Source organism: Tahibacter caeni (assembly GCF_024609805.1).
Taxonomy (GTDB): Bacteria; Pseudomonadota; Gammaproteobacteria; order Xanthomonadales; family Rhodanobacteraceae; genus Tahibacter; species Tahibacter caeni.
Genome location: NZ_JANFVR010000001.1, coordinates 15812 through 38032, shown reverse-complemented (window position 1 = coordinate 38032; position 22221 = coordinate 15812). Strand labels below are relative to the sequence as shown.

Annotated in this window: 21 protein-coding genes; 12 read left to right on the top strand and 9 right to left on the bottom strand. The window is 69.0% G+C overall.

Annotation, left to right across the window (positions count from 1 at the left end):
• Positions 1-251: 251 nt before the first annotated feature.
• The 3 genes from hflD to NON22_RS00180 are packed head-to-tail and all read right to left on the bottom strand — an operon-like array spanning position 252 to position 2492.
• Complete coding sequence (hflD, locus tag NON22_RS00190; RefSeq protein ID WP_257384866.1) at positions 252-875, bottom strand: high frequency lysogenization protein HflD; 624 nt, start codon at positions 873-875, stop codon at positions 252-254.
• Between the two features lie 4 nt (positions 876-879).
• Entirely contained in the window at positions 880-1992 is a 1113-nt protein-coding gene (gene mnmA, locus NON22_RS00185) for a tRNA 2-thiouridine(34) synthase MnmA (RefSeq protein WP_257384865.1), read from the bottom strand.
• Complete coding sequence (locus NON22_RS00180; RefSeq protein WP_257384864.1) at positions 1989-2492, bottom strand: NUDIX hydrolase; 504 nt, start codon at positions 2490-2492, stop codon at positions 1989-1991. The genes mnmA and NON22_RS00180 overlap by 4 nt, the downstream gene beginning before the upstream one ends.
• Positions 2493-2603: 111 nt before the next feature.
• Here NON22_RS00180 and clpS point away from each other — a divergent pair, with 111 nt between their 5' ends.
• Both clpS and clpA read left to right on the top strand, forming a co-directional pair.
• On the top strand, positions 2604-2930 hold the full coding sequence (gene clpS, locus NON22_RS00175) for an ATP-dependent Clp protease adapter ClpS (RefSeq protein WP_257384863.1): 327 nt from the start codon (positions 2604-2606) through the stop codon (positions 2928-2930).
• Between the two features lie 41 nt (positions 2931-2971).
• Entirely contained in the window at positions 2972-5248 is a 2277-nt protein-coding gene (gene clpA, locus NON22_RS00170; RefSeq protein WP_257384862.1) for an ATP-dependent Clp protease ATP-binding subunit ClpA, read from the top strand.
• A 62-nt stretch (positions 5249-5310) separates the two neighbouring features.
• Here the strand turns inward: clpA and NON22_RS00165 are convergent, their stop codons facing one another.
• The 5 genes from NON22_RS00165 to trxB form a co-directional block, all read right to left on the bottom strand.
• On the bottom strand, positions 5311-5856 hold the full coding sequence (locus NON22_RS00165) for a lipocalin-like domain-containing protein (RefSeq protein ID WP_257384861.1): 546 nt from the start codon (positions 5854-5856) through the stop codon (positions 5311-5313).
• Between the two features lie 2 nt (positions 5857-5858).
• Positions 5859-6077, bottom strand: a complete 219-nt coding sequence (gene infA, locus NON22_RS00160) for a translation initiation factor IF-1 (protein WP_133820089.1) — start codon at positions 6075-6077, stop codon at positions 5859-5861.
• A gap of 352 nt (positions 6078-6429) precedes the next feature.
• Complete coding sequence (gene aat, locus NON22_RS00155; RefSeq protein WP_257384860.1) at positions 6430-7161, bottom strand: leucyl/phenylalanyl-tRNA--protein transferase; 732 nt, start codon at positions 7159-7161, stop codon at positions 6430-6432.
• Positions 7158-8303, bottom strand: coding sequence for a GNAT family N-acetyltransferase (locus NON22_RS00150; RefSeq protein WP_257384859.1), 1146 nt, complete (start codon positions 8301-8303; stop codon positions 7158-7160). The genes aat and NON22_RS00150 overlap by 4 nt, the downstream gene beginning before the upstream one ends.
• A gap of 17 nt (positions 8304-8320) precedes the next feature.
• On the bottom strand, positions 8321-9280 hold the full coding sequence (gene trxB / locus NON22_RS00145; protein ID WP_257384858.1) for a thioredoxin-disulfide reductase: 960 nt from the start codon (positions 9278-9280) through the stop codon (positions 8321-8323).
• A gap of 275 nt (positions 9281-9555) precedes the next feature.
• On the opposite strand from trxB, the gene ald reads away from it, so the two are divergent.
• The 7 genes from ald (at position 9556) to serS (ending at position 18794) form a co-directional block, all read left to right on the top strand.
• On the top strand, positions 9556-10623 hold the full coding sequence (ald, locus tag NON22_RS00140; RefSeq protein ID WP_257384857.1) for an alanine dehydrogenase: 1068 nt from the start codon (positions 9556-9558) through the stop codon (positions 10621-10623).
• A 297-nt stretch (positions 10624-10920) separates the two neighbouring features.
• Positions 10921-13281 carry a DNA translocase FtsK gene (locus NON22_RS00135; RefSeq protein WP_425507943.1) on the top strand — a complete coding sequence of 787 codons (2361 nt, stop codon included), beginning with the start codon at positions 10921-10923 and terminating at the stop codon, positions 13279-13281.
• 130 nt (positions 13282-13411) lie between these two features.
• Entirely contained in the window at positions 13412-14095 is a 684-nt protein-coding gene (gene lolA, locus NON22_RS00130; protein WP_257384856.1) for an outer membrane lipoprotein periplasmic chaperone LolA, read from the top strand.
• Positions 14095-14769, top strand: coding sequence for a YoaK family protein (locus NON22_RS00125; RefSeq protein ID WP_306673554.1), 675 nt, complete (start codon positions 14095-14097; stop codon positions 14767-14769). The genes lolA and NON22_RS00125 overlap by 1 nt, the downstream gene beginning before the upstream one ends.
• 108 nt (positions 14770-14877) lie before the next feature.
• A complete protein-coding gene (locus NON22_RS00120) occupies positions 14878-16242 on the top strand; it encodes a replication-associated recombination protein A (protein ID WP_257384854.1) in 1365 nt (454 codons plus the stop codon).
• Positions 16239-17435: an MFS transporter gene (locus NON22_RS00115; protein WP_257384853.1), complete on the top strand. Its 1197-nt coding sequence runs from the start codon at positions 16239-16241 to the stop codon at positions 17433-17435. The genes NON22_RS00120 and NON22_RS00115 overlap by 4 nt, the downstream gene beginning before the upstream one ends.
• An 81-nt stretch (positions 17436-17516) precedes the next feature.
• On the top strand, positions 17517-18794 hold the full coding sequence (gene serS / locus NON22_RS00110) for a serine--tRNA ligase (RefSeq protein WP_257384852.1): 1278 nt from the start codon (positions 17517-17519) through the stop codon (positions 18792-18794).
• 176 nt (positions 18795-18970) lie between these two features.
• Here serS and NON22_RS00105 read toward each other — a convergent pair whose 3' ends face one another.
• Positions 18971-19264, bottom strand: coding sequence for a DUF1244 domain-containing protein (locus tag NON22_RS00105; RefSeq protein WP_257384851.1), 294 nt, complete (start codon positions 19262-19264; stop codon positions 18971-18973).
• A gap of 182 nt (positions 19265-19446) precedes the next feature.
• Between NON22_RS00105 and folD the strand changes: the two genes are divergently transcribed.
• From folD to NON22_RS00090, 3 genes are read left to right on the top strand one after another with little or no spacing between them, the layout of a single operon-like run.
• Entirely contained in the window at positions 19447-20304 is an 858-nt protein-coding gene (gene folD, locus NON22_RS00100; protein WP_257384850.1) for a bifunctional methylenetetrahydrofolate dehydrogenase/methenyltetrahydrofolate cyclohydrolase FolD, read from the top strand.
• Positions 20305-20309: 5 nt separating this feature from the next.
• Entirely contained in the window at positions 20310-21164 is an 855-nt protein-coding gene (locus NON22_RS00095; protein ID WP_257384849.1) for a TRAP transporter TatT component family protein, read from the top strand.
• Positions 21165-21223: 59 nt separating this feature from the next.
• Positions 21224-22219 carry a TRAP transporter substrate-binding protein gene (locus tag NON22_RS00090; RefSeq protein WP_257384848.1) on the top strand — a complete coding sequence of 332 codons (996 nt, stop codon included), beginning with the start codon at positions 21224-21226 and terminating at the stop codon, positions 22217-22219.
• The last annotated feature ends 2 nt before the right edge of the window (positions 22220-22221 follow it).

Below are 22221 nucleotides of genomic sequence, written 5' to 3'. Positions count from 1 at the left end.
GCTGGAACCGATGTGACGGCGGCCCGCAGGCGGCGGCGGAATACGGCCGTGCCGCGGCTACCGCGAAAAAAAGCGCCACATTATGCCTGAAACGCGCGTTTGACGGCACCGATCGCGCGCGACTTTGGTCGCGCAACGGGGACGACGGCGATAACGCGGCGGCATAGGCCGGACCGCTCGCGGGACCGTCGCGCGGCGCTCGCGCCGGCGACAGGCAGGCTCCGCCACGGCCTGCCGCACCGCCGTCCGGATCAGCCGCCGTCGAGGCGGGCGCGGCTCAGCAGGCCACGGGCCAGCATGACGGCGTGGCTGCGCTTGAACAGCAGATGCCACTGGCTGCCGCCGAGCTGGCGCCAGAGCACCGCCGCGCGCACGCCGGCCAGCAGGGTCGCGCGGATGCGCTCGACCTGGGCCGGCTGCTGCAGATACAGCGGATTGCCCTGCACGATCACGCGCGGGCGCAGGTTGGACAGCGTACTTGCATAGAGCTCGGACAGCCGCGCGAGCACGCTGGCATGGGTCACGCCCAGATGGTCGACCTGGCGCTGTATCGCTTCGAGGCCTTCCCGCAGGGTCTGCAGCATGGCCGGCCGCGCGACGAGCTTGCGCTCGACGCGCAACACGCTGACGGCGATCTGGCTCACGCTCAGATCGCCGGGCGCGCGGTCGAGCTGCTGCACGAGGGTTTCCAGCCCCAGGCGCAGACGCGCGACGCCGCCGAACGCGTCGGCCGCCTCGTCGACGTCGATGCGCATCACGCTCGCGACGCTGGCTTCGAGCGCCGTCGCGTCCTGGCTGCCCGTGGTCGCCGTCGCGCGTACCAGCGCGGCGGCCTGGAACACGCCGGCCAGCGCGATCACCTGTGCTTCGTTCATGCCCTCATCCTTGTGCCGCCAGTCCGCCATAGGGCGCGTCGGTCGCCGCGATCACCGCGCCTCCGAGGCATTCCTCGCCGTCGTAGAACACGATGGACTGTCCCGGCGTGACGGCGCGCTGCGCAACGTCGAAATGGACCATGAGGCCGTCCCCGGCGAATTCCAGCGTGCAGGACTGGTCGGCTTGGCGGTAGCGCGTCTTGGCCGTGCAGCGCAGTCCGTCCGGCGGCGGCCGGCCCGCGGTCCAGCTGGCTTCGTTCGCGCGCAGCCGGCGCGAGTCCAGCCAGTGATTGCTGTTGCCCTGCGCGACGATGAGCCGGCGCCGCGCGATGTCCTTGCCGACCACGTACCAGGGCTGGCCGTCGGCATCGCGGCGCCCGCCGATGCCCAGGCCCTGGCGCTGGCCGAGGGTGTAGTACATGACGCCCTGGTGCGTGCCGAGCACGGCGCCCTCGGGGGTCGCGATCTCGCCGGCCTGGGCCGGGATGTACTGGGCGAGGAACGCGCGGAAGTCGCGCTCGCCGATGAAGCAGATGCCGGTCGAGTCCTTCTTCGCGTGCGTGGCGAGGCCGGCCTCGCGCGCGAGTTCGCGCACCTGCGGTTTGGGCAGCTCGCCGATCGGGAACTCGGTCGCTGCTAGCTGTTCCTGGCCGAGCGTGTAGAGGAAATAGCTCTGGTCCTTGTTGTCGTCGCGGCCGCGCAGCAGGCGGTGGCGGCCGTCGCGCGCATCGGTGCGTGCGTAGTGGCCGGTCGCGATCGTCCGTGCGCCCAGCGTGCGCGCCTGCTCGAGGAAGGTGCGGAACTTGATCTCGCGATTGCAGAGCACGTCCGGATTCGGCGTGCGCCCGGCACGATACTCGGCCAGGAAATGGGTGAACACCTGGTCCCAGTATTCGCCGGAGAAATTGCACGCATGGAACGGCAGGTCCAGTGCGGCGCAGACGCGCAGCGCATCGAGGCGGTCGCGGTCGGCGTCGCATTCGCCGAGCCGGCCGTCGTCTTCCCAGTTCTTCATGAACAGCCCGGCGACCTCGCGCCCCTGGCGCTTGAGCAGCAGCGCCGCGACCGAGGAATCCACACCGCCGGACACGCCGACCATGACCAGGCCGCGGCTCATGCGCGCGCCGGCCCGGGTTCGAGCTGCTGCAGCAGCGTGAGCGGCAGGCGCCGGCCGCCGGTCCAGGCGTCGATGCTGGCCAGTATCAGCGGGCTGCGCAGGCGGTCGGCGGCCGCGGCGATCTCGGCACGGCTCATCCAGACCGCCGCGCGGATGCCGGTGTCGAGGGCCTGTTCCGGGTGGTGGCGCAGCGGCTGCGCGGCGAACGTGAAGCGCAGGAAATGGCGGTCGAGCTCGGGGTTGACCCATTGATGGATGCCGACGAGGCAGTCCAGCGCTACGTCCCAGCCGGTTTCCTCGCGGGTTTCGCGGAGCGCGGCCTCGAGCAGGGATTCGCCGGGTTCGAGGTGGCCGGCCGGCTGGTTCAGCAGCAGGCGGCCGCGGATTTCCTCCTCGACGAGCAGGTAACGGTCGTCCCTGGGCACGATAGTTGCCACGGTGACGCGGGGGCGCCAGACGACGTCGTCGTCGGTCGCCGGTCTGGAAAGGTCCGGGATCATCCACAGAATGTTACACGAGCCGCCGCCAAGCCTTTGTCAGCCCTTGCAAACCACGTCGTCGTCACCACTAGCGGCGCTATACTGGCCCCAGCTTACGGATGCAGCGCGACGATGTCAGGCAATACCGAACACAGACCGGATCACGAGCACGGACTGGCCGTCGAGGAGGCGCGCCCCGAGGTGGCGCGTCCGCCGATGTACCAGGTGCTCTTGCTGAACGACGACTACACGCCGATGGATTTCGTGGTCCATATCCTGCAGAGCTTTTTCGGCTTCGCCTACGAGCGCGCCCATGAGGTGATGCTCAACGTGCATTTGCGCGGACGCGGTGTTTGCGGGCTGTATACGCGCGAGGTGGCGGAGACCAAGGTCACCCAGGTCAACGAGTTTTCGCGTTCCAACCACCATCCGTTGTTGTGCACCATGGAAAAAGCCTGAGTGATCCCCATCTCCGGCGCATCCTGATACAGGGGTAAGGCATGTTCAGCAAAGACCTCGAACTCACCATCGGCCAGTGCTACAAGGATGCGCGCGAGCAGCGCCACGAATTCATGACCGTGGAGCACTTGCTGCTGGCTCTTCTCGAAAACCCGTCCGCGGCCGCCGTGTTGCGCGCCTGCGGCGCGGACATCGGCAAGATCGGCAAGGAACTCAAGGCGATCATCGCCGAGACCGTGCCGGTGCTGCCGCCGAGCGACGAGCGCGACACCCAGCCGACGCTCGGCTTCCAGCGCGTGCTTCAGCGCGCCGTCTATCACGTGCAGTCCTCGGGCCGCAAGGAAGTCACCGGCGCCAACGTGCTGGTAGCGATCTTCGGCGAAAAGGATTCCCACGCCGTGTATTTCCTCAACCAGCAGGAAATCACGCGCCTGGACGTCGTCAACTACATCTCCCACGGCATCGCCAAGATCGGCCACGAGCCGCAGCAGCAGCCCGGCGGCGGCAGCGAGCGTGAAGCCGAGGAGGGCGGCGAGCCCAAGGGCAACCCGCTGACCGAGTTCGCCTCGAACCTCAACGAGCTCGCGCGCCAGGGCAAGATCGATCCGCTGATCGGCCGCACCGAAGAGGTCGAGCGCACGATCCAGGTGCTCTGCCGCCGGCGCAAGAACAATCCGCTCTACGTCGGCGAAGCCGGCGTCGGCAAGACCGCGCTGGCCGAGGGCCTGGCCAAGCGCATCGTCGAAGCCGACGTGCCCGACGTGCTCAAGGAAGCGACGATCTACGCGCTGGATCTCGGCGCGCTCGTTGCCGGCACCAAGTACCGCGGTGATTTCGAGAAGCGCCTGAAGGCCGTGATCGCCCAGCTCAAGAAAGAGCCGCAGGCGGTCCTGTTCATCGACGAGATCCACACCATCATCGGCGCCGGCTCGGCCTCGGGCGGCACGATGGACGCGTCGAACCTGATCAAGCCGATGCTGGCCTCGGGCGAGATCCGCTGCATCGGCTCCACGACGTTCCAGGAATACCGCGCGATCTTCGAGAAGGACCGCGCGCTCGCGCGGCGCTTCCAGAAGATCGACGTCGTCGAGCCGTCGATCGCCGATTCGTTCGAGATCCTCAAGGGCCTGCGCTCGCGCTTCGAGGAACACCACAACGTCGAGTACACGAACGACGCGCTGATGGCCGCGGTCAACCTGTCGGTCAAGCACATCGCCGACCGTCTGCTGCCGGACAAGGCCATCGACGTCATCGACGAAGCCGGCGCGCGCCAGCGCCTCGTGCCCGAGGACGAGCGCAAGAACGTCGTCGACGTGCCGGAGATCGAATTCATCGTCGCGCGCATGGCGCGGATTCCGCCCAAGCAGGTGTCGGCGTCCGATCGCGACGTGCTGCGCAATCTCGACCGCAACCTCAAGATGGTCGTATTCGGCCAGGATCAGGCCATCGACGCGCTGGCCGGCGCGATCAAGATGGCCCGTTCCGGGCTTGGCAATTCGTCCAAGCCGATCGGCTGCTTCCTGCTGGCCGGCCCGACCGGCGTCGGCAAGACCGAGGTCACGCGCCAGCTCGCGCTGCAGCTCGGCATCGAACTGATCCGCTTCGACATGTCCGAGTACATGGAAGCGCATTCGGTGTCGCGTCTGATCGGCGCGCCGCCGGGCTACGTCGGCTTCGACCAGGGCGGCCTGCTGACCGAGCAGGTCGTCAAGCATCCGCACTGCGTGCTGCTGCTCGACGAGATCGAGAAGGCGCATCCGGACGTGTTCAACATCCTGCTGCAGGTCATGGACCGCGGTGCGCTGACCGACACGAACGGCCGCGAGGCCAACTTCAAGAACGTCATCGTGGTCATGACGACGAACGCCGGTGCAACCCAGGCCGCGCGGCGCACGATCGGCTTCGTCGCCCAGAACCACGCGACCGACGCGATGGAAGCGATACGCCGCCAGTTCTCGCCGGAATTCCGCAATCGTCTCGATGCGATCGTGCAGTTCGGCGCGCTGGACTTCGATCACATCCTGCGCGTCGTCGACAAGTTCCTGATCGAGCTCGAGACCCAGCTGCACGAGAAGCACGTGTCGCTGCACGTTGACCAGGAGGCGCGGCGCTGGCTGGCCGAGAACGGCTTCGACCCGCAGATGGGGGCGCGGCCGATGGCGCGCGTCATCCAGGACAACGTCAAGCGCGCGCTGGCCGACGAACTGCTGTTCGGCAAGCTCGTCGACGGCGGCCGCGTGCTGCTGTCGGCCAAGGACGGCAAGATCGACGTGCGCGTGGAGGCGTCCGACGAGAAGCTGGCGGCCGTGGTCGAATAAGCGCAGGCACACGGCAATAACGAAAAAGCCCGGGGAAACCCGGGCTTTTTCGTTTCGGCGCATCAGTGCTGCGGACGTCGCGAAGCGGCGGGGCAGGGATCCGACGGCACGGCGACGCCAGTCTGCAGACGGCGCGCCCGGTGGACCTCGCCGCTCTTGCGCGAAGTCTTCTGCACGGTGTCCGGCGACAGCCAGCGCAGCGCGTAGTGTTCGACGTAATAGTCCGAGGCTTTGACGCGCTGTCCGTTCACGGTCAGTGTGTCGGTGCGTTCGACGTTTCCGTCCACGCTCCAGCGGCCGGTTTCGACGACGGCCGGCTGCACGATGCCGTTCTTGCAGATGCGGAAATAGCTGACGAACGTGCCGTCGGCATTCAAGACCGTGAGATGGTCGCCGGCATCGCCGGTGTCGACGGTGTCGACGGTGGAAGCGTCGCCGTACCAGGCGCCGACGAGGGAGCGGCTGTTTGCCGATGCGGCAGGCGTCGGAATGGCGCCCGGCTTGTCCGCAGCGGCGGACGTATTGGCTGGCGCGGGCGTTGCCGCCGTCGCCGCGGAACTGCAGGCGACCGCGGCACTCAGCAGGACGACACGCCAGCCGAGCCGCATGATTACTTCATGCGGTAGGTGATGCGACCCTTAGTCAGGTCGTAAGGCGTCATCTCGCACTTGACCTTGTCGCCGGTCAGGATGCGGATGTAGTTCTTGCGCATGCGGCCCGAAATGTGGGCGGTGACCACGTGGCCGTTTTCCAGCTTCACGCGGAACATGGTGTTGGGCAGGGTTTCGAGCACCGTGCCTTCCATCTCGATGACATCGTCTTTGGACATTGGCCCTTCATATTGGCTGTGACCGGACCGGAAACCGAAACGAAATCAGTCTCCTGGCGCGCTCTTTGAGTGAATCGCCCGAAATGGGTGCCGGGCTGCGCAGGCGGTGCCTGCGACGGGCACAGAGATAAGGGGACGCAGGCGACCCTATCAAGTACCCGGGCGGAACGGCGCGGGATGATGCCACGTCGGCGCGGATACGGGAAGCAAGCGGCGGGAGCCCGGGCGCGGGCCGGACGTTGCGGGTCCGCAGGCAGGTGTCGCGCGACGCGCACGACCGGCCGTCGGCGCATGTCCGGTTCCGGCTCTTGTCTGCCGCTGCCGGGCCGGCCCCGACGCGTCGCCGGGCCGCTCAGCCGGTCGAGAGCAGGGCAGGGGTGATCGTGGCGAACTCGCTGCGCCAGGAGCCGATGCGGCCGGGCTGCCGCGCGAGTTCGGCGACGCGCGCGCAGAATGTGGCGCGCGGCAGCTCGCGCGCGCCGAGGGTCTGCAGATGGGCCGAGCTGACCTGGGCGTCGAGCAGCGGCCAGCCCCAGTCGCGCAGGCGCCGCGCCAGCGCGAGCAGGGCGACCTTGGAACCGTCGCTTTCGCGGCTGAACATGGATTCGCCGTAGAACATGCGCCCGACCGCGACGCCGTAGATGCCGCCGACGAGGGTATCGCCTGCATAGACCTCGACCGAATGCGCATGGCCGAGTTCGTGCAGGCGCACGTAGGCCGCGAGCATGCTGCGCGTGATCCAGGTGCCGTCGTGGCCGGCGCGCGGCGCGGCGCAGGCGCGCATGATGCCGGCGAAATCGCGGTCGGCCTCGATGCGCCAGTCGCAGCCGCGCAGCCAGCGCGCGAGGCGCCGCGGCACGTGCATCGCGTCGGTCGCGAATACCATGCGCGGATCGGGCGACCACCAGAGGATGGGCTCGCCCGGCGAGAACCATGGAAAGATGCCGTGCGCATAGGCCTGCAGCAGACGCGCGGGACTCAGGTCGCCGCCGGCGGCGAGCAGGCCGTTGGGTTCGCGCAGCGCCGCCTCGACGGCCGGAAACGCCTCGTCGCTGCCGGGCTGCAGTATCGGTATGCGGATCACGGCGCCCCCGCCGGCGGTGTCGCGAACGGCGACTGCGCCTGCAGCGATTCGCCCCAGCGCCGCACTTCGGCGCGCTCGGCGTCGAGGTGGCGGCGTATCGCGGCGCGGAACTCCGGCCGCGCGACGAAATGGAACGAGCGCGTGCGCTGCGGCAGGAAGCCGCGCGCGATCTTGTGCTGGCCCTGCGCGCCGGGTTCGAAGCGGCGCAGTCCCTCGCGCAGGCAATAGGCTATGCCCTGGTAGTAGCAGGCCTCGAAATGCAGGCCCGGGATCTCGCGCAGGCTGCCCCAGTAGCGGCCGTACAGGGTGCTCGCGCTGCGCAGGCAGAACGCCATCGCGACGCGCTCGCCGCGTTCACGCGCGAGGAACACGACGACCTGGCGCGGCATCGCGCGGCCGAGATGGCGCAGGAAATCTTCGGTCAGCGCCGGATAATTGCCTTTCTGCTCGAACGTCGCCGCGTAGCACGCGTGCACGAAGCGCCAGTCGGCGGCGTCGAGTTCGTCGCCGTGCAGCGCATCGATCTCGACGCCGGCCGCGGCGACGCGCGCGCGTTCCTGGCGGATGTTCTTGCGTTTCTTCGGCAGCAGCGCGGCGAGGAAGTCGTCGAAGTCGCGATAACCCGCGTCGTGCCAATGGAACTGCCAGTCGTGGCGTTCGAGCCAGAGCTCGCGATCGGCCGGCGCCGCCGCATCGGGCGGCGGGAAATTCAGATGCGCGGACGAAAAGCCGCGGCGCTGGCATTCCTCGCACAGGGCCCGCAGCAAGTCCTCGGCGTGGCCGTCGCCGAGCAGGCGCGGGCCGCAGACCGGCGAGTAGGGCGCGGCGCAGAGCAGCTTGGGGTAGTAGTCCAGGCCGTGGCGCTCGTAGGCCTCGGCCCAGGCCCAGTCGAATACGAATTCGCCGTGGGAGTTGTATTTGAGATAGACCGGCGCGGCGCCGACCAGCCGGTCCTGCGCATACAGCGCGAGATGATGCGGCTGCCAGCCGAGCTCAGGGCGGATGCAGCCGTGCGCTTCGAGCCCGGCCAGAAACGCATGCGACAGGAACGGATTGTCGTCGGGACGCAGCGCATCCCAGGCGGCCGGCGCGATGTCGGCCAGCCGCCCGTGGAAGACCGCCTTGCGGCCGCTGCCGCTCATGCGGCGCCGGCCCGGCCTCAGGCCAGGCCGAGCTTGTCCAGGTACTTCTCCGCATCGAGCGCGGCCATGCAGCCGAAGCCGGCCGAGGTCACGGCCTGGCGGTAGACCTGGTCGGCCACGTCGCCGGCCGCGAACACGCCGGGCACGCTCGTCGCGGTCGCGCCGCCTTCGAGTCCGCTGCGGATGCGGATGTAGCCGTTGCTCATGTCGAGCTGGCCGTCGAACAGCGCCGTGTTCGGCGTGTGGCCGATCGCGACGAACAGGCCGCTGATCGCCAGGTCGCGCGTGGAATTGTCGGAGGTGCTGCGCAGGCGCACGCCGGTCACGCCGCTCGCGTCGCCGAGCACTTCGTCGACGCCGTGGTTCCAGACGATCTCGACCTTGCCGGCCTTCTCCTTCGCGAACAGCTTGTCCTGCAGGATCTTCTCGGCGCGGAACTTGTCGCGGCGATGCACGACGGTGACCTTCTTCGCGATGTTGGCCAGATACAGCGCTTCCTCGACCGCGGTGTTGCCGCCGCCGATCACGGCGACTTCCTGATCGCGGAAGAAGAAGCCGTCGCAGGTCGCGCAGGCCGACACGCCCTGGCCCTTGAACTTGTCTTCCGACGGCAGGCCCAGGTACTTGGCCGTCGCGCCCGTGGCGATGATCAGCGCGTCGGTCGTGTAGCTGCCGTTGTCGCCGACCAGGCGGAACGGACGCTGCGCGAGGTCGACCGTATGGATGTGATCGAACACGATCTCGGTGTCGAAGCGCAGCGCGTGCTCGCGCATGCGTTCCATCAGCGCCGGACCCTGCAGGCCCTCCACGTCGCCGGGCCAGTTGTCGACGTCGGTGGTCGTCATCAGCTGGCCGCCCTGCTGCAGTCCGGTCACCAGCAGCGGCTTGAGGTTCGCACGCGCCGCATACACCGCCGCGGTATAACCGGCCGGGCCGGAACCGAGGATCAGCAGGCGACTGTGCCTGGGAGTGCTCATGTATAATCCCTCGCCGCTGAAAAAGCGGCCTTGATCGTGTCGTTTTCATGCGGCGGGCGCGGCGATTCGCTGCCGTGTCCCTGCCGTCCCTAACCAGTCCTCAAGCGCCGGTGCGTCGCAGTCGCTGCTGCGGGGCCGACGGCGTTCGGGCCACCAAGAGCCCGCAAGGATGGGGAGAAGGCGGCGGCGATTCAAGGGTTGTCGGTGCGAAGCTCGGGAGGGCGTCGCGCGCAGCGTCAAAGACCAAAGAGCTATTCACACCACGAGGATTTGCAATGCGTATCGGTATTCCGTCGGAAACCAAGACCCTTGAAGGCCGCGTCGCGCTCGTGCCCGCCGCCTGCGCCGATCTGGTCAAGCGCGGTCACGAGGTCTATGTGCAGTCCGGCGCCGGCGTCAAGAGCGGTTTCTCCGATGCGGACTTCACGCGCGTCGGCGTGAAGATCGCCGCGGACGCGGACGCGCTGTACGAATGCGGCGAGCTGATCGTCAAGGTCAAGGAGCCGATCAAGGGCGACCTGGAGCGCCTGCGCAAGCATCACCAGCTGTTCTGCTATCTGCACCTGGCGCCCGAGCCCGAGCTGACCAGGCGCCTGCTCGAGATCGGCCTGACCGGCGTCGCGTTCGAGTCGGTCGAGGAAACCGACGGCTCGCTGCCGCTGCTCGCGCCGATGTCGATCATCGCCGGCCGCATCGCGATCCAGGTCGGCACGCATCTGCTGCACCAGCCCATGGGCGGCAAGGGCAAGCTGCTCGGCGGCCTGCCGGCGACCGAACGCGGCAAGGTCGTGGTGCTCGGCGCCGGCGCGGCCGGCGGCAATTCCGCGGCGCTGGCCGCGGCCGGCGGCGCCAACGTCGTGGTGTTCGACAAGCGTCCGGACCGTCTCGCACAGATGATGGGTCTCGGCACGAACGTGACCGCGCTGTATCCGTACGAGGAATACGTCGCGCGCGAAGTCGCGACGGCCGATCTCGTCGTCGGCGCCGTGCTGATTCCGAGCGCGAAGGCGCCGCACGTGGTCACGCGCGAGATGGTCAAGTCGATGGAGCCCGGTTCGGTGCTCGTCGACATTTCGATCGACCAGGGCGGCTGCTTCGAGACCGCGCGTCCGACGACCTGGGCCGAGCCGACCTACCTCGTCGACGGCGTGACCCATTTCGCCGTGACCAACATGCCCGGCGCCGTGCCGCAGACCTCGTCGCAGGCGATCTCCGCGGCGATCCTGCCGTATGTGCAGCGCATGGCGGCCGGTCCGCAGTGGCGCGAGCATGCAGCGCTCAAGCGCGGCATCAACGTCGACGGCGGCCAGATCGTGCACCCGGCGCTCAAGGGCCTGGTCTGAGATCCGCCGCCGCGCGGCCGCAGTCCGGCGCGTTCCGGACGGCGACACCGTTCGCCGCAGAGCCGAATCCCCGCCGTCGCGGGGATTCGGTTTTTCTGGGGTTGCGTCGTACGGCCGGGTCCGCTTGCCCGAGCCGGGCCGCGGTTTCCGGCCGGCCGAGCCGGGCCGCATTGGCTGGCGCACTCGCGCCGGCCATGGTGCAATGCCCGCGGCCAGCATCGGGCCAGCCTCGGACGCTCGGCACAATCGTTTGCCTGAACAACATCTTGCAGCAGATTCTTGAGGTATAGTCCGGCGGTGTCGCGCAACTCCAGAGCCAATGCGTCCAGCGCTGCCGAGCCGGCCTCCAGGTCGGCGCAGAAGCCCTGGCAGGAAACCTCGCAACTGCAGAAGCGGCTGCGCGAAGTCGCGTTCCTGCTGCTGCTGCCGGTCGTCGTCTACCTGCTGGCCTGCCTGCTGAGCTACAGCCCGCAGGATCCGGGTTGGTCGCACGCGGGCGAGCCCGAGCGCATCCACAACTTCGGCGGCGCCGTCGGCGCCTGGATCGCCGATCTGTCGCTGTATTTCTTCGGCGGTCTCGCCTACGTGTTTCCGCTGCTGCTGCTCGCCGTCGGCGCGGCCATCCTGCGTCCGCGCGAGGACGCGCCGACCTCGGCGCTCGAGCCCTCGCTGCGCCTGATCGGCTTCGTCGCGTTCTTCCTGAGCGGCAGCGGCCTGGCCCATCTGCATTTCACCGGTCCGAGCCAGCTGCCCGAAAAGGCCGGCGGCATCCTCGGCAAGATGGTCGGCGGCGGCCTGCTGCACGGCTTCGGCTTCCTCGGCGCGACGCTTTTCCTGCTGGCCGTGTTCCTCGTCGCGGTCACCCTGGCCACGGGCCTGTCCTGGTTCAAGCTCATGGACAGCATCGGCCGCGGCATCCTCGCCGGCGGCGCCTGGCTCGTCGCCCGCCTGCGCAAGGCCGACGACGCGCGCGTCGCGCGCGCGGCGCGCAGCGAACGCGAGGAAGTGCGCAAGGTCGAGACGGTCAAGCAGGCCAAGCGCGAACCGGTGCGCATCGAGAAGCCCGCGGTCGCGGCGATCGAGAAAAGCGAACGCGCCGAACGCGAGCAGCAGATCCCGCTGTTCGTCGGCGCGCCCGTCGACGGCGAGCTGCCGCCGCTGTCGCTGCTCGACGAACCCAAGCCGCAGGCCGCCGGCTACTCCGAGGAAACCCTGGCCGTGCTGTCGCGCCAGGTCGAGCTCAAGCTCAAGGATTTCCGCATCGACGCGCAGGTCGTCGGCGTGTTCCCGGGCCCGGTGGTCACGCGTTTCGAGATGGAGCCCGCGGCAGGCGTACGCGGCAGCCAGATCAGCAATCTCGACAAGGACATCGCGCGCGGCCTGTCGGTCGTCAGCGTGCGCGTCGTCGACGTGATTCCGGGCAAGAACGTCATCGGCCTGGAAATTCCGAACGCCAAGCGCGAGATGGTCTATCTGTCGGAGATCCTGCGCTCGGACAAGTACGACGCGTCGAAGTCGCCGCTGTCGCTGGCGCTCGGCAAGGACATCGGCGGCCGGCCGGCCGTGGCCGATCTGGCCAAGATGCCGCACCTGCTCGTCGCCGGCACCACCGGTTCGGGCAAGTCGGTCGCGGTCAACGCGATGGTGCTGAGCCTCCTGTACAAGGCCAGCCCGCGCGACGTGCGCATGATCATGATCGATCCGAAGATGCTCGAGCTCTCGGTCTACGAGGGCATACCGCATCTGCTCGCGCCGGTCGTCACCGACATGAAGGAAGCGGCCAACGCGCTGCGCTGGTGCGTGGCCGAGATGGAGCGGCGCTACAAGCTCATGGCGGCGACCGGCGTGCGCAACCTGGCCGGCTTCAACAAGAAGGTCAGGGAAGCCGAGGAGGCCGGCCAGCCGCTGCTCGACCCGCTGTTCCGGCCCGACGCCTCGCAGCCCGAGCGCCGCGCCGAGCCGCTGCAGCCGCTGCCGTACATCGTCATCATCATCGACGAATTCGCCGACATGATGATGATAGTCGGCAAGAAAGTGGAGGAGCTCATCGCCCGTCTCGCGCAGAAGGCGCGCGCGGCCGGCGTGCATCTGATTCTCGCCACGCAGCGCCCGTCGGTCGACGTGATCACGGGCCTGATCAAGGCCAACATTCCGACGCGCATCGCGTTCCAGGTGTCGAGCAAGATCGACTCGCGCACGATTCTCGACCAGTCCGGCGCCGAGGCGCTGCTCGGCCACGGCGACATGCTCTACCTGCCGCCCGGCACGGCCACGCCCGAGCGCGTGCACGGCGCGTTCGTCGACGACCACGAAGTGCATCGCGTCGTCGAATGGCTGCGCGCCCAGGGCCGTCCCGAATACATCGCCGGCGTGCTCGAGGAAGTGCAGACCACCAACGACGGCAAGGTCATCGGCGAGACCGGCCTGCCCGAGGAGATCAGCGAGGGCAACAGCGACTACGACGAGCTCTACGACCAGGCCGTGCGCATCGTCACCGAGTCGCGCCGCGCGTCGATCTCGGGCGTGCAGCGGCGGCTGAAGATCGGCTACAACCGCGCCGCGCGCCTCGTCGAGCTCATGGAGCAGCAGGGCGTGGTCAGCCCGCCCGAGCACAACGGCAACCGCACCGTGCTCGCGCCGCCGCCGCCGGATCTCTGAGGCGATGACGTCGAAGTCGCCGCCGACGCGAATGCCGCCGCTCGCCGAGCTGAATGTCCGCGTGCGGCCGGGGAACCGACTGCGGCCCTGCCGGTCCAGTGAGCCGGCGCGATTGCCTTCGAGGAATTCCATGCTGAAACCCCTGCTCGCCGTTTGCCTCGCCGCCGCCGCCTCTACGGCCGCGGCCGATACCGCGCGCGGCCGTCTCGATGCGTTCGCCAGGAGCCTGCGCGCGGTCAGCGCCGACTTCGAGCAACGCGTGTTCGACGCGAATGACAAGCCCGGCAAGACCACGACCGGCACGCTCGCGGTGCAGGCGCCGCGCCAGCTGCGCTGGGAAGTCGCCAAGCCGTATCAGCAGCTCGTCGTCGCCGACGGCATGCACGTCTGGATCTACGACCCGGACCTCGAGCAGGTCACCGTGCGCAACCAGGGCGTGGAGGAGGCGCACAGCCCGCTGACCGTGCTGACCGACGTCAGCCAGCTCGACCGCGACTTCGCCGCGAGCGAGCAGGGCGAGCGCGACGGCCTGAGCTGGCTGCGCCTGAAATCCAAGGCCCGGGAGGCCGAGTTCGACTACGCCGATCTCGGCTTCGCCTGCGCCGAGGCCGGCAAGAGCGACTGCGGCGGCGCCGTGGTGTTCTCGCGCATGATCGTCAAGGACACGCTCGGCAACCGCACCGAGACGCGCTATTCGAACTGGCAGCGCAATCCGGACCTGCCGGCCGACCGCTTCCGCTTCACGCCGCCGCCCGGCGTCGACGTGATCGGCGAGGTCAAGCCCGAAGCGGAAGTGCACCCGATCAAAGACTGATGATCGTCTCGTCGTTGCCGCGCTGGGTAGGCACGGGCGCGTTCGCGCTGGCCCTGATCGCGGGCATGGTCAACGCGGTGGGCTTTCTCGCGTTCGAACACCAGGCCATCACGCACCTGACCGGCACGACGACGATGTTCGGCGTGGCCCTGGCCCAGGGCCAGGGCCGCATCGCGCTGAACCTGCTGCTGTTCCTGCTGAGCTTCATCGCCGGAGCGGCGGCCAGTGGCGCGATCGTGCGCAACAGCACGCTGCGCCTGGGCCGGCGCTACGGCGTCGCGCTGATGCTCGAGTCGCTGCTGCTGTTGCTCGCGATCCCGCTGCTGCGCGCGCATTCCACGGCCGGCATCTGCATCGCGACGGCGGCCTGCGGACTGCAGAACGCGATGGCCAGCACCTACAGCGGCGCGGTGCTGCGCACGACCCATGTCTCGGGCATCTTTACCGACCTCGGCATCATGCTCGGCCAGCGTCTCGGCGGCCACGGCCACGATCCGCAGCGGCGCAACCTCTACCTGCTGATCGTCGCGGGCTTCACGGCCGGCGCCGTCTGCGGCGCTGCCGGCTTCGGCCTGCTGGCCGAGCGCGTGCTGCTGATCCCTGCGCTGCTGACCGGCGCCGTCGGCCTGGCCTACGCGATCTACCACCACCGCGTCGTGCGCCGCGGCGCGTGAGCCGCGGCGCGGCGACGGCCGGGGAAGGGCGCCGCCACGGTATTTGTGCATTTGTAAAACAACGGCCTCCCTGCACGCAGACATCGCCAACCGTTACTCTCTGCCGCCATGTCTCCGAAGAAAACCGTGCCGGCCTCTGCCGGCCTGTTCGCCGAACCCGAAGGGCTCAAGCCGCTGGCCGAGCGCATGCGCCCGCGCGAGCTCGGCGAGATCGTCGGTCAGAGCCGCCTGCTCGCCGCCGGCAAGCCGCTGCGCCGCGCGGTCGAGTCCGGCCACGTGCATTCGATGATCCTCTGGGGCCCGCCGGGCTGCGGCAAGACCACCCTGGCGCTGCTGCTCGCACGTTACGCGGACGCGCAGTTCCGCGCGATCTCGGCCGTGCTGTCGGGTCTCGCCGACGTGCGCGCCGCGCTCGACGAGGCCGCGGCCAACTTCGCGCGCGGCGTGCGCACCGTGCTGTTCGTCGACGAGGTGCACCGCTTCAACAAGGCGCAGCAGGACGCGTTCCTGCCGCACATCGAAAAGGGCGTCATCATCTTCGTCGGCGCGACGACCGAGAACCCGTCGTTCGAGCTCAACTCCGCCTTGCTGTCGCGCTGCCGCGTGCACGTGCTCGAAGCCGTCGCCGCCGCCGACATCGTCGCGGCGCTGCAGCGCGCGCTGGCCGACCGCGAGCGCGGCCTGGGCGCGCTCGCGCTGCAGGTCGACGACGCGGCGCTCGGACTCATCGCGCAGGCGGCCGACGGCGACGTGCGCCGCGCGCTGACCCTGCTGGAGATCGCCGCGGAGCTCGCCGAGGACGGCGTCGTCGACGAGGCTACCCTCACGCAGGTGCTGGCCGACCGCACGCGCCGCTTCGACAAGGGCGGCGAGCAGTTCTACGACCAGATCTCGGCGCTGCACAAGTCCGTGCGCTCGTCGGATCCCGACGCGGCGCTGTACTGGTTCGCGCGCATGCTCGACGGCGGCTGCGATCCGGCCTATCTCGCGCGCCGGCTCACGCGCATGGCGGTCGAGGACGTGGGCCTCGCCGACGCGCGCGCGATCGGCATGGCCATCGAAGCCTGGGAGACCTACGACCGCCTCGGCAGCCCCGAGGGCGATCTCGCGCTGGCCCAGCTCGTCGTCTACATGGCCGTCGCGGCCAAGAGCAACGCGGTCTATAGCGCGTTCGACGCCGTGCGCGGCGAGATCCGCGCGAGCGGTACCCTGGACGTGCCGATGGCCATCCGCAACGCGCCGACGAAGCTCATGAAGAATCTCGGCTACGGCAAGGGCTACCGCTACGACCACGACGTCGAAGGCGGCGTCGCGCTCGACCAGCAGTGCCTGCCCGACGCGCTGGTCGGACGCGAGTTCTACCAGCCCACCGAACGCGGTCTCGAAGCGCGCATCGCCGAAAAGCTGCGCGAACTCCGGGCGGCGCGCGCGGCGGCGCTCGTGCAGCGGCCGCCGGCCCGGAAGAGCGAATGATCCGCGACGCGCTGTCCCTGCCGCGCACGGTCTGGCTGCTCGGCCTGATCAGCTTCGCCAACGACGCGGCCAGCGACATGATCTATCCGCTCGTGCCGCTGTATCTGGCCGGCGTGCTGATGGCCGGCCCCAAGGCGCTGGGCCTGATCGAAGGCCTGGCCGAAGCGTTCGGCAGCGTGCTCAAGCTGTTCGCCGGCGTGCTGGCCGACCGCCTGCGCCGCATGCGCGGCTGGGTCATCGCCGGTTACGCGCTGTCGGGCCTCGTGCGGCCGCTGATCGCCGTGAGCACGAGCTGGCTCGGCGTGCTGGCCTGCCGCTTCGGCGACCGTGTCGGCAAGGGTCTGCGCGCGGCGCCGCGCGATGCGCTGCTGACCTTGAGCATCGCGCCGGGTCAGCGCGGTCTCGCGTTCGGGCTGCATCGCGCGATGGACAATCTCGGCGCCGTGGTCGGTCCGCTGATCGCGGCCGGCCTGCTCGGCCTCGGCTTCGGCCTGCGCGACGTGTTCTTCTGGGCCATCGTGCCGGCCGTGCTCGTCGTCGTGCTGACCCTGTTCGTGCGCGAGCCCGAGCGCGCCGAGCTCAAGGCTCGGCCGTTCCGTTGGGACCTGTCCGACCAGCCGCGCGCGCTGCGCCGCTATCTGTTCGTGCTCGCGCTGTTCACGCTCGGCAATTCCTCGAACATGTTCCTGCTGCTGCGCGCGCGCGATCTCGGCCTCGCCGAGGCGCAGGTGCCGCTGATCTGGGCGCTGGTCTGCGGCGTCGCCGCGCTGGCCGGACCGCCGCTGTCGGCCCTGTCCGACCGCGTCGACCGGCGCCGGCTCATCGTCGTGGGCTGGACCGTGTATGCGGTGTTCTATCTCGCGTTCGGGCTGCTGCCGGCACGGCCCTGGCTGCTCTGGCCCATGTTTGCCGGCTACGGCCTGTTCCTCGCCGCGACCGAAGGCGCCGAGAAGGCGCTCGTCGCCGATCTCGTGCCCGGCGAGCAGGCCGGCACCGCATTCGGCTGGTACAACCTCGTGACCGGCGTGCTGCTGCTGCCGGCCTCGCTGCTGTTCGGCTGGCTCTGGTCCGATGTGGCGCCGCTGGCCGCGTTCGCGTTCGGCTCCGCCTGCGCCGTGCTGGCCGCCGTGCTGCTGGCCTTCTGGGTCGGCGCGCGGCGCGGCGTGTCCGTCGAAGGTGTCGCCGAAACCTAGGCGGGCCGCGCGCGGCGTGCGTTGCGTAGTCTCGGCGGCGTCGCGATAATCGCCGACTTCGTTGAATTTCCAAGGATTGCCATGCTAGACCCAGCTCTGCTGCGCAGCCAGCTCGATGCCGTGGCCGAACGCCTGGCCACGCGCGGCTACACGCTCGACACGGCCGCGATCGAGGCGCTGGAAGCGCAGCGCAAGGCCGTGCAGGTCGAGACCCAGGACTTGCAGAACCGGCGAAACACGTTGTCCAAGCAGATCGGCACGGCCAAGGGCAAGGGCGAGGACGCCTCGGCGCTGATGGCCGAAGTCGGCGGCATCGGCGATGCGCTGAAGGCCAACGAGGCGCGCCTGGCCGAGGTGCAGGCGCAGCTCGCCGCGATCGTGCAGAGCATTCCGAACCTGCCGCAGGCGTCGGTGCCTCCCGGCGCCGACGAAACCGGCAACGTCGAACAGCATCGCTGGGGCACGCCGCGCAGCTTCGACTTCCCGGTGCGCGACCACGTCGATCTCGGCGCGCGCAAGGGCTGGCTCGACGGCGACGCCGGCGCGAAGCTGTCGGGCGCGCGCTTCACGGTACTGCGCGGCGAACTGGCCCGGCTGCATCGCGCGCTCGCCCAGTTCATGCTCGATCTGCACGCCAACGAGCACGGCTATCTCGAAACGAACGTACCGCTGATCGTCAATGCCGATTCGATGCTGGGCACGGGCCAGCTGCCGAAGTTCGAGGAAGACCTGTTCTCGACGGCCGTCGGCGACACGCGCCGCTATCTCATCCCGACGTCGGAAGTGCCGCTGACCAATCTCGTGCGCGACAGCATCGTCGAAGCCGACTCGCTGCCGCAGCGCTACACGGCGCATTCGATGTGCTTCCGCGCCGAAGCCGGCTCGCACGGCCGCGACACGCGCGGCATGATCCGCCAGCACCAGTTCGAGAAGGTCGAGCTCGTCAGCATCGCCAAGCCGGCCGACAGCGACGCCGAGCACGAACGCATGACGCGCTGCGCCGAGAAGGTGCTCGAAGCGCTGGAACTGCCCTACCGGCGCATGCTGCTGTGCACCGGCGACATGGGTTTCGCCGCGACCAAGACCTTCGATCTGGAAGTCTGGCTGCCGTCGCAGAACACCTATCGCGAGATCTCGTCGTGCTCCAACTGCGGCGATTTCCAGGCGCGCCGCATGCTCGCGCGCTGGCGCAATCCGGAAACGGGCAAGCCCGAGCTCGTGCACACCTTGAACGGCTCGGGTGTGGCCGTCGGCCGCGCGATGATCGCGGTCATGGAGAACTACCAGCAGGCCGACGGTTCGATCGCGATTCCGGCCGTGCTGCGGCCGTACATGGGCGGGGCGGAAGCGATTTCCTGAATTTCACGGGGAGCAGTCGCTGCGAGCCCGGTCCCGCCGAAACCTTGCGGCCCGTCGGGGTTCGAGGCCGTCGGAACTGCGGTTCCGGGCGGCGGCCTTTCACCTTCTCGAAAGGACGGGTTTTCCGGAGCCGCAGCGCTGGTGTTTTCCAGGGCGGCGGCGCTCCGGACCGCTCCTCACCCATGCGCCTTCTGCGACCGCTCGAACGCGGCGAGCTGTTCCGGCGTGGCGTCCTTCTGGTGCTGCGCCTTCCACTGCGCGAACGGCATGCCGTAGATCCGCTCGCGCGCCGCGTCCTTGTCGAGTTCGATACCGCGCTCGGCGGCGGCTTCGCGGTACCAGTCGGCCAGGCAGTTGCGGCAGAAGCCGGCCGTGATCATGAGGTCGATGTTCTGCACGTCGCTGCGTCCCGACAGATGGGCGAGCAGGCGGCGGAACGCGGCGGCTTCGAGCTCGACGGTGGCGGACATGGGCGGCTCCGGGTCGGAAAAACTGCATGGTAGCTGAGCGCCGCCGCCGCGCGGTTTGAGGCGGCCCCGCCGGACATGGATAATGCGCGCCTTGTCGTGCCGGGCCGGCGTCTTCCACCCGGCGCCGTCTGCGTGACCTCCCTGCATCTCCGGCCGTGGGCCGGTCCTGGAACTGCTCACCGATGACCGCCCGGATACTGGACGGCAAACACATCGCCGACGAACTGCTGGAGCGCATCAAGGGCCGCGTCAGCGCCCGCGTCGCCGCCGGCCAGTCGCGGCCGGGTCTCGCGGTCGTGCTCGTCGGCGCCGATCCGGCGTCGGCGGTCTACGTCAAGAACAAGCGCAAGGCCTGCAAGGAAGTCGACATCCGTTCGTTCGACTACGACCTGCCGGCGGAAACCTCCGAAGCCGAGCTCTACGCGCTGATCGACCGACTCAACGCCGACGCGCGCGTGCACGGCATCCTCGTGCAGCTGCCGCTGCCGGCGCACATCGATGCGACGGCGCTGATCAACCGCATCGACCCGCGCAAAGACGTCGACGGCTTCCATGCCGCCAACGTGGGCGCTCTGGTGCTGCGCCAGCGCGGCCTGCGGCCGTGCACGCCCAAGGGCGTCATGACCCTGCTCGCGCATACCGACCGTCCGGTGCGCGGCCAGCACGCGGTCATCGTCGGCGTGTCCAATCACGTCGGCCGGCCGATGGCGCTGGAGCTGCTGCTGGCCGGCTGCACGACGACTTCCTGCCACAAGTTCACGCGCGACCTGCCGGGCTTCGTCGCGCAGGCCGACATCGTCGTCGTCGCGGTCGGCCGTCCGGGCCTGGTCAAGGGCGACTGGATCAAGCCGGGCGCGATCGTCGTCGACATCGGCATCAACCGCCTCGACGACGGCAGCCTCGTCGGCGACGTGGAATTCGACGTCGCCGCGCAGCGCGCCTCCTGGATCACGCCGGTGCCCGGCGGAGTGGGGCGCATGACCGTCGCGACCCTGATCGAAAACACCCTCGAAGCCGCCGAAACCTTTTTCGACCGATGAAACCGATGCACCGATTCCCGCTGCTGCTTTGCGCAGCCGCGCTGACCCTGCTGTCCGGCTGCGCCGGCATCGTCAACAAGGCCTCGCAGCGTTTCGCCGACAACCTCGGCGGCGCCGTGCTGAACCAGGACGACCCGGGCACCGTGCGCGAAGGCCTGCCCGCGTATCTGCTGCTGCTCGATTCGCTGATCGAAGGCGATCCGCAGAATGCCGGCAGCCTGCTCGCCGCGGCCAAGCTCTACGGCGCCTATGCCGGCGGCTTCGTCGCCGAGCCCGAGCGCGCCAGGCGCCTGGCCGGCCGCGCGTTCGGCTATGCGCGGCGCGCGACCTGCGTGCGCAGCCCGGCGCTCTGCGGCGTGCTCGACCAGCCGTTCGAGGCATTCTCCGGCGTGGTCGCCGAGGTCGGCGCCAAGGACATCGACCTGCTTTACGGGCTGGCTTCGGCCTGGGCCGGCCGCATCCAGCAGGACAGCGGCGACTGGAACGCGATCGCCGACCTGCCGAAGGTGCAACTGCTAGTCGAGCGCGTACTCGCGCTGAACCCGGACTACGCCGCCGGCGAGCCGCACATGGTGCTCGGCGTGCTGCATTCGCTGCGCCCGGCCCAGCTCGGCGGCAGGCCCGAGCTCGGCAAGGCCGCTTTCGAGACCGCGATCGCGATGTCGCAGGGCAGGAACCTCATGGCCAAGACGCTCTACGCGCAGTACTACGCGCGGCTGGTGTTCGACCAGGAGCTGCACGACCGTTTGCTCGGGGAGGTCATCGCCGCCGCGCCCGAGGCACCGCGGCTGACCCTGACGAACGTGCTGGCGCAGCAGCGCGCGAAGGCGCTGCTGGCCTCCGGCAAGGACTATTTCTGAAGCCGCCGCGGCGGCTTCGCCTCATTGCACTGCGGGCGTCCGTGCCCTGGGAGTACGACATGAATCTGCGTAAATCCTTTCTGTCCGTCCTGCTGACCCTGAGCGCGGCGGCTGCCGCGCAGGCCGATGTCATCAAGATCGCGACGACGGCGCCCGACGGCACCGCCTGGATGAAGGAAATGCGCGCCGGGGCCGACGCGGTCAAGGCGCGCACCGAAGGCCGCGTCGAGATCAAGTACTACCCCGGCGGCGTCATGGGCGACTCGGCCACGGTGCAGCGCAAGATCAAGATCGGCCAACTGCAGGGCGGCGCGTTCACCGGCGGCGAGATCGCCAACGCCAATCCCGACGTGCAGGCCTACGGCCTGCCGTTCCTGTTCCGCACCCAGGCCGAAGTCGACGCCGTGCGTGCGAAGTTCGACGAGCGCATCAAGGCCGGGTTCGAGAAGAGCGGCTTCGTCGCACTGGGCCTGTCCGGCGGCGGCTTCGCCTACATCATGAGCACGCGCGAGATAAAGACGCGCGACGAGCTCAAGGCCGCCAAGGTCTGGGTGCCGCAGGGCGACTTCATCGCCGAGATCGCTTTCAAGGCCGCCGGCGTCACGCCGATCTCGCTGCCGCTGGCCGACGTCTACACCAGCCTGCAGACCGGCCTGATCGACACGGCCGCGAACACATTCGCCGGCGCGATCGCGTTCCAGTGGCACACCAAGGTCAAGCACATCGTCGACCTGCCGGTCAGCTACGTCGTCGGCGTCATGGCCGTGGACAAGAAGGCCTTCGACAAAGTCAGCGCGGCCGACCAGGCCGTGCTCAAGGACGAAATCGGCAAGGCCTTCGCGCGCCTGGACCAGATCAGCATCGAGGACAACGCCAAGGCCGTCGACGCGCTGAAGAAGCAGGGCATCACGATCTATCAGCCCAGCGCCGAGGAAGTCGCGAACTGGCAGAAGATCGGCCCCGAGTCGGCCAAGCAGATCACCGGCGACACGGCGCCGTCGACCGAGCTGATCCGGGCCATCGATGCCGAAATCGCCGCGGTACGCAAGCAGTAAGC

Coding starts and splice junctions, on each gene's coding strand:
- clpA (WP_257384862.1), top strand. CDS start 2,972: ATGTTCAGCAAAGACCTCGAACTCACCATCGGCCAGTGCTACAAGGAT.
- clpS (WP_257384863.1), top strand. CDS start 2,604: ATGTCAGGCAATACCGAACACAGACCGGATCACGAGCACGGACTGGCC.
- NON22_RS00095 (WP_257384849.1), top strand. CDS start 20,310: ATGCACCGATTCCCGCTGCTGCTTTGCGCAGCCGCGCTGACCCTGCTG.
- NON22_RS00150 (WP_257384859.1), bottom strand. CDS start 8,303: ATGAGCGGCAGCGGCCGCAAGGCGGTCTTCCACGGGCGGCTGGCCGAC.
- folD (WP_257384850.1), top strand. CDS start 19,447: ATGACCGCCCGGATACTGGACGGCAAACACATCGCCGACGAACTGCTG.
- NON22_RS00115 (WP_257384853.1), top strand. CDS start 16,239: ATGATCCGCGACGCGCTGTCCCTGCCGCGCACGGTCTGGCTGCTCGGC.
- ald (WP_257384857.1), top strand. CDS start 9,556: ATGCGTATCGGTATTCCGTCGGAAACCAAGACCCTTGAAGGCCGCGTC.
- infA (WP_133820089.1), bottom strand. CDS start 6,077: ATGTCCAAAGACGATGTCATCGAGATGGAAGGCACGGTGCTCGAAACC.
- NON22_RS00105 (WP_257384851.1), bottom strand. CDS start 19,264: ATGTCCGCCACCGTCGAGCTCGAAGCCGCCGCGTTCCGCCGCCTGCTC.
- trxB (WP_257384858.1), bottom strand. CDS start 9,280: ATGAGCACTCCCAGGCACAGTCGCCTGCTGATCCTCGGTTCCGGCCCG.
- lolA (WP_257384856.1), top strand. CDS start 13,412: ATGCTGAAACCCCTGCTCGCCGTTTGCCTCGCCGCCGCCGCCTCTACG.
- NON22_RS00165 (WP_257384861.1), bottom strand. CDS start 5,856: ATGCGGCTCGGCTGGCGTGTCGTCCTGCTGAGTGCCGCGGTCGCCTGC.
- NON22_RS00180 (WP_257384864.1), bottom strand. CDS start 2,492: ATGATCCCGGACCTTTCCAGACCGGCGACCGACGACGACGTCGTCTGG.
- NON22_RS00120 (WP_257384854.1), top strand. CDS start 14,878: ATGTCTCCGAAGAAAACCGTGCCGGCCTCTGCCGGCCTGTTCGCCGAA.
- NON22_RS00090 (WP_257384848.1), top strand. CDS start 21,224: ATGAATCTGCGTAAATCCTTTCTGTCCGTCCTGCTGACCCTGAGCGCG.
- hflD (WP_257384866.1), bottom strand. CDS start 875: ATGAACGAAGCACAGGTGATCGCGCTGGCCGGCGTGTTCCAGGCCGCC.
- serS (WP_257384852.1), top strand. CDS start 17,517: ATGCTAGACCCAGCTCTGCTGCGCAGCCAGCTCGATGCCGTGGCCGAA.
- NON22_RS00125 (WP_306673554.1), top strand. CDS start 14,095: ATGATCGTCTCGTCGTTGCCGCGCTGGGTAGGCACGGGCGCGTTCGCG.
- mnmA (WP_257384865.1), bottom strand. CDS start 1,992: ATGAGCCGCGGCCTGGTCATGGTCGGCGTGTCCGGCGGTGTGGATTCC.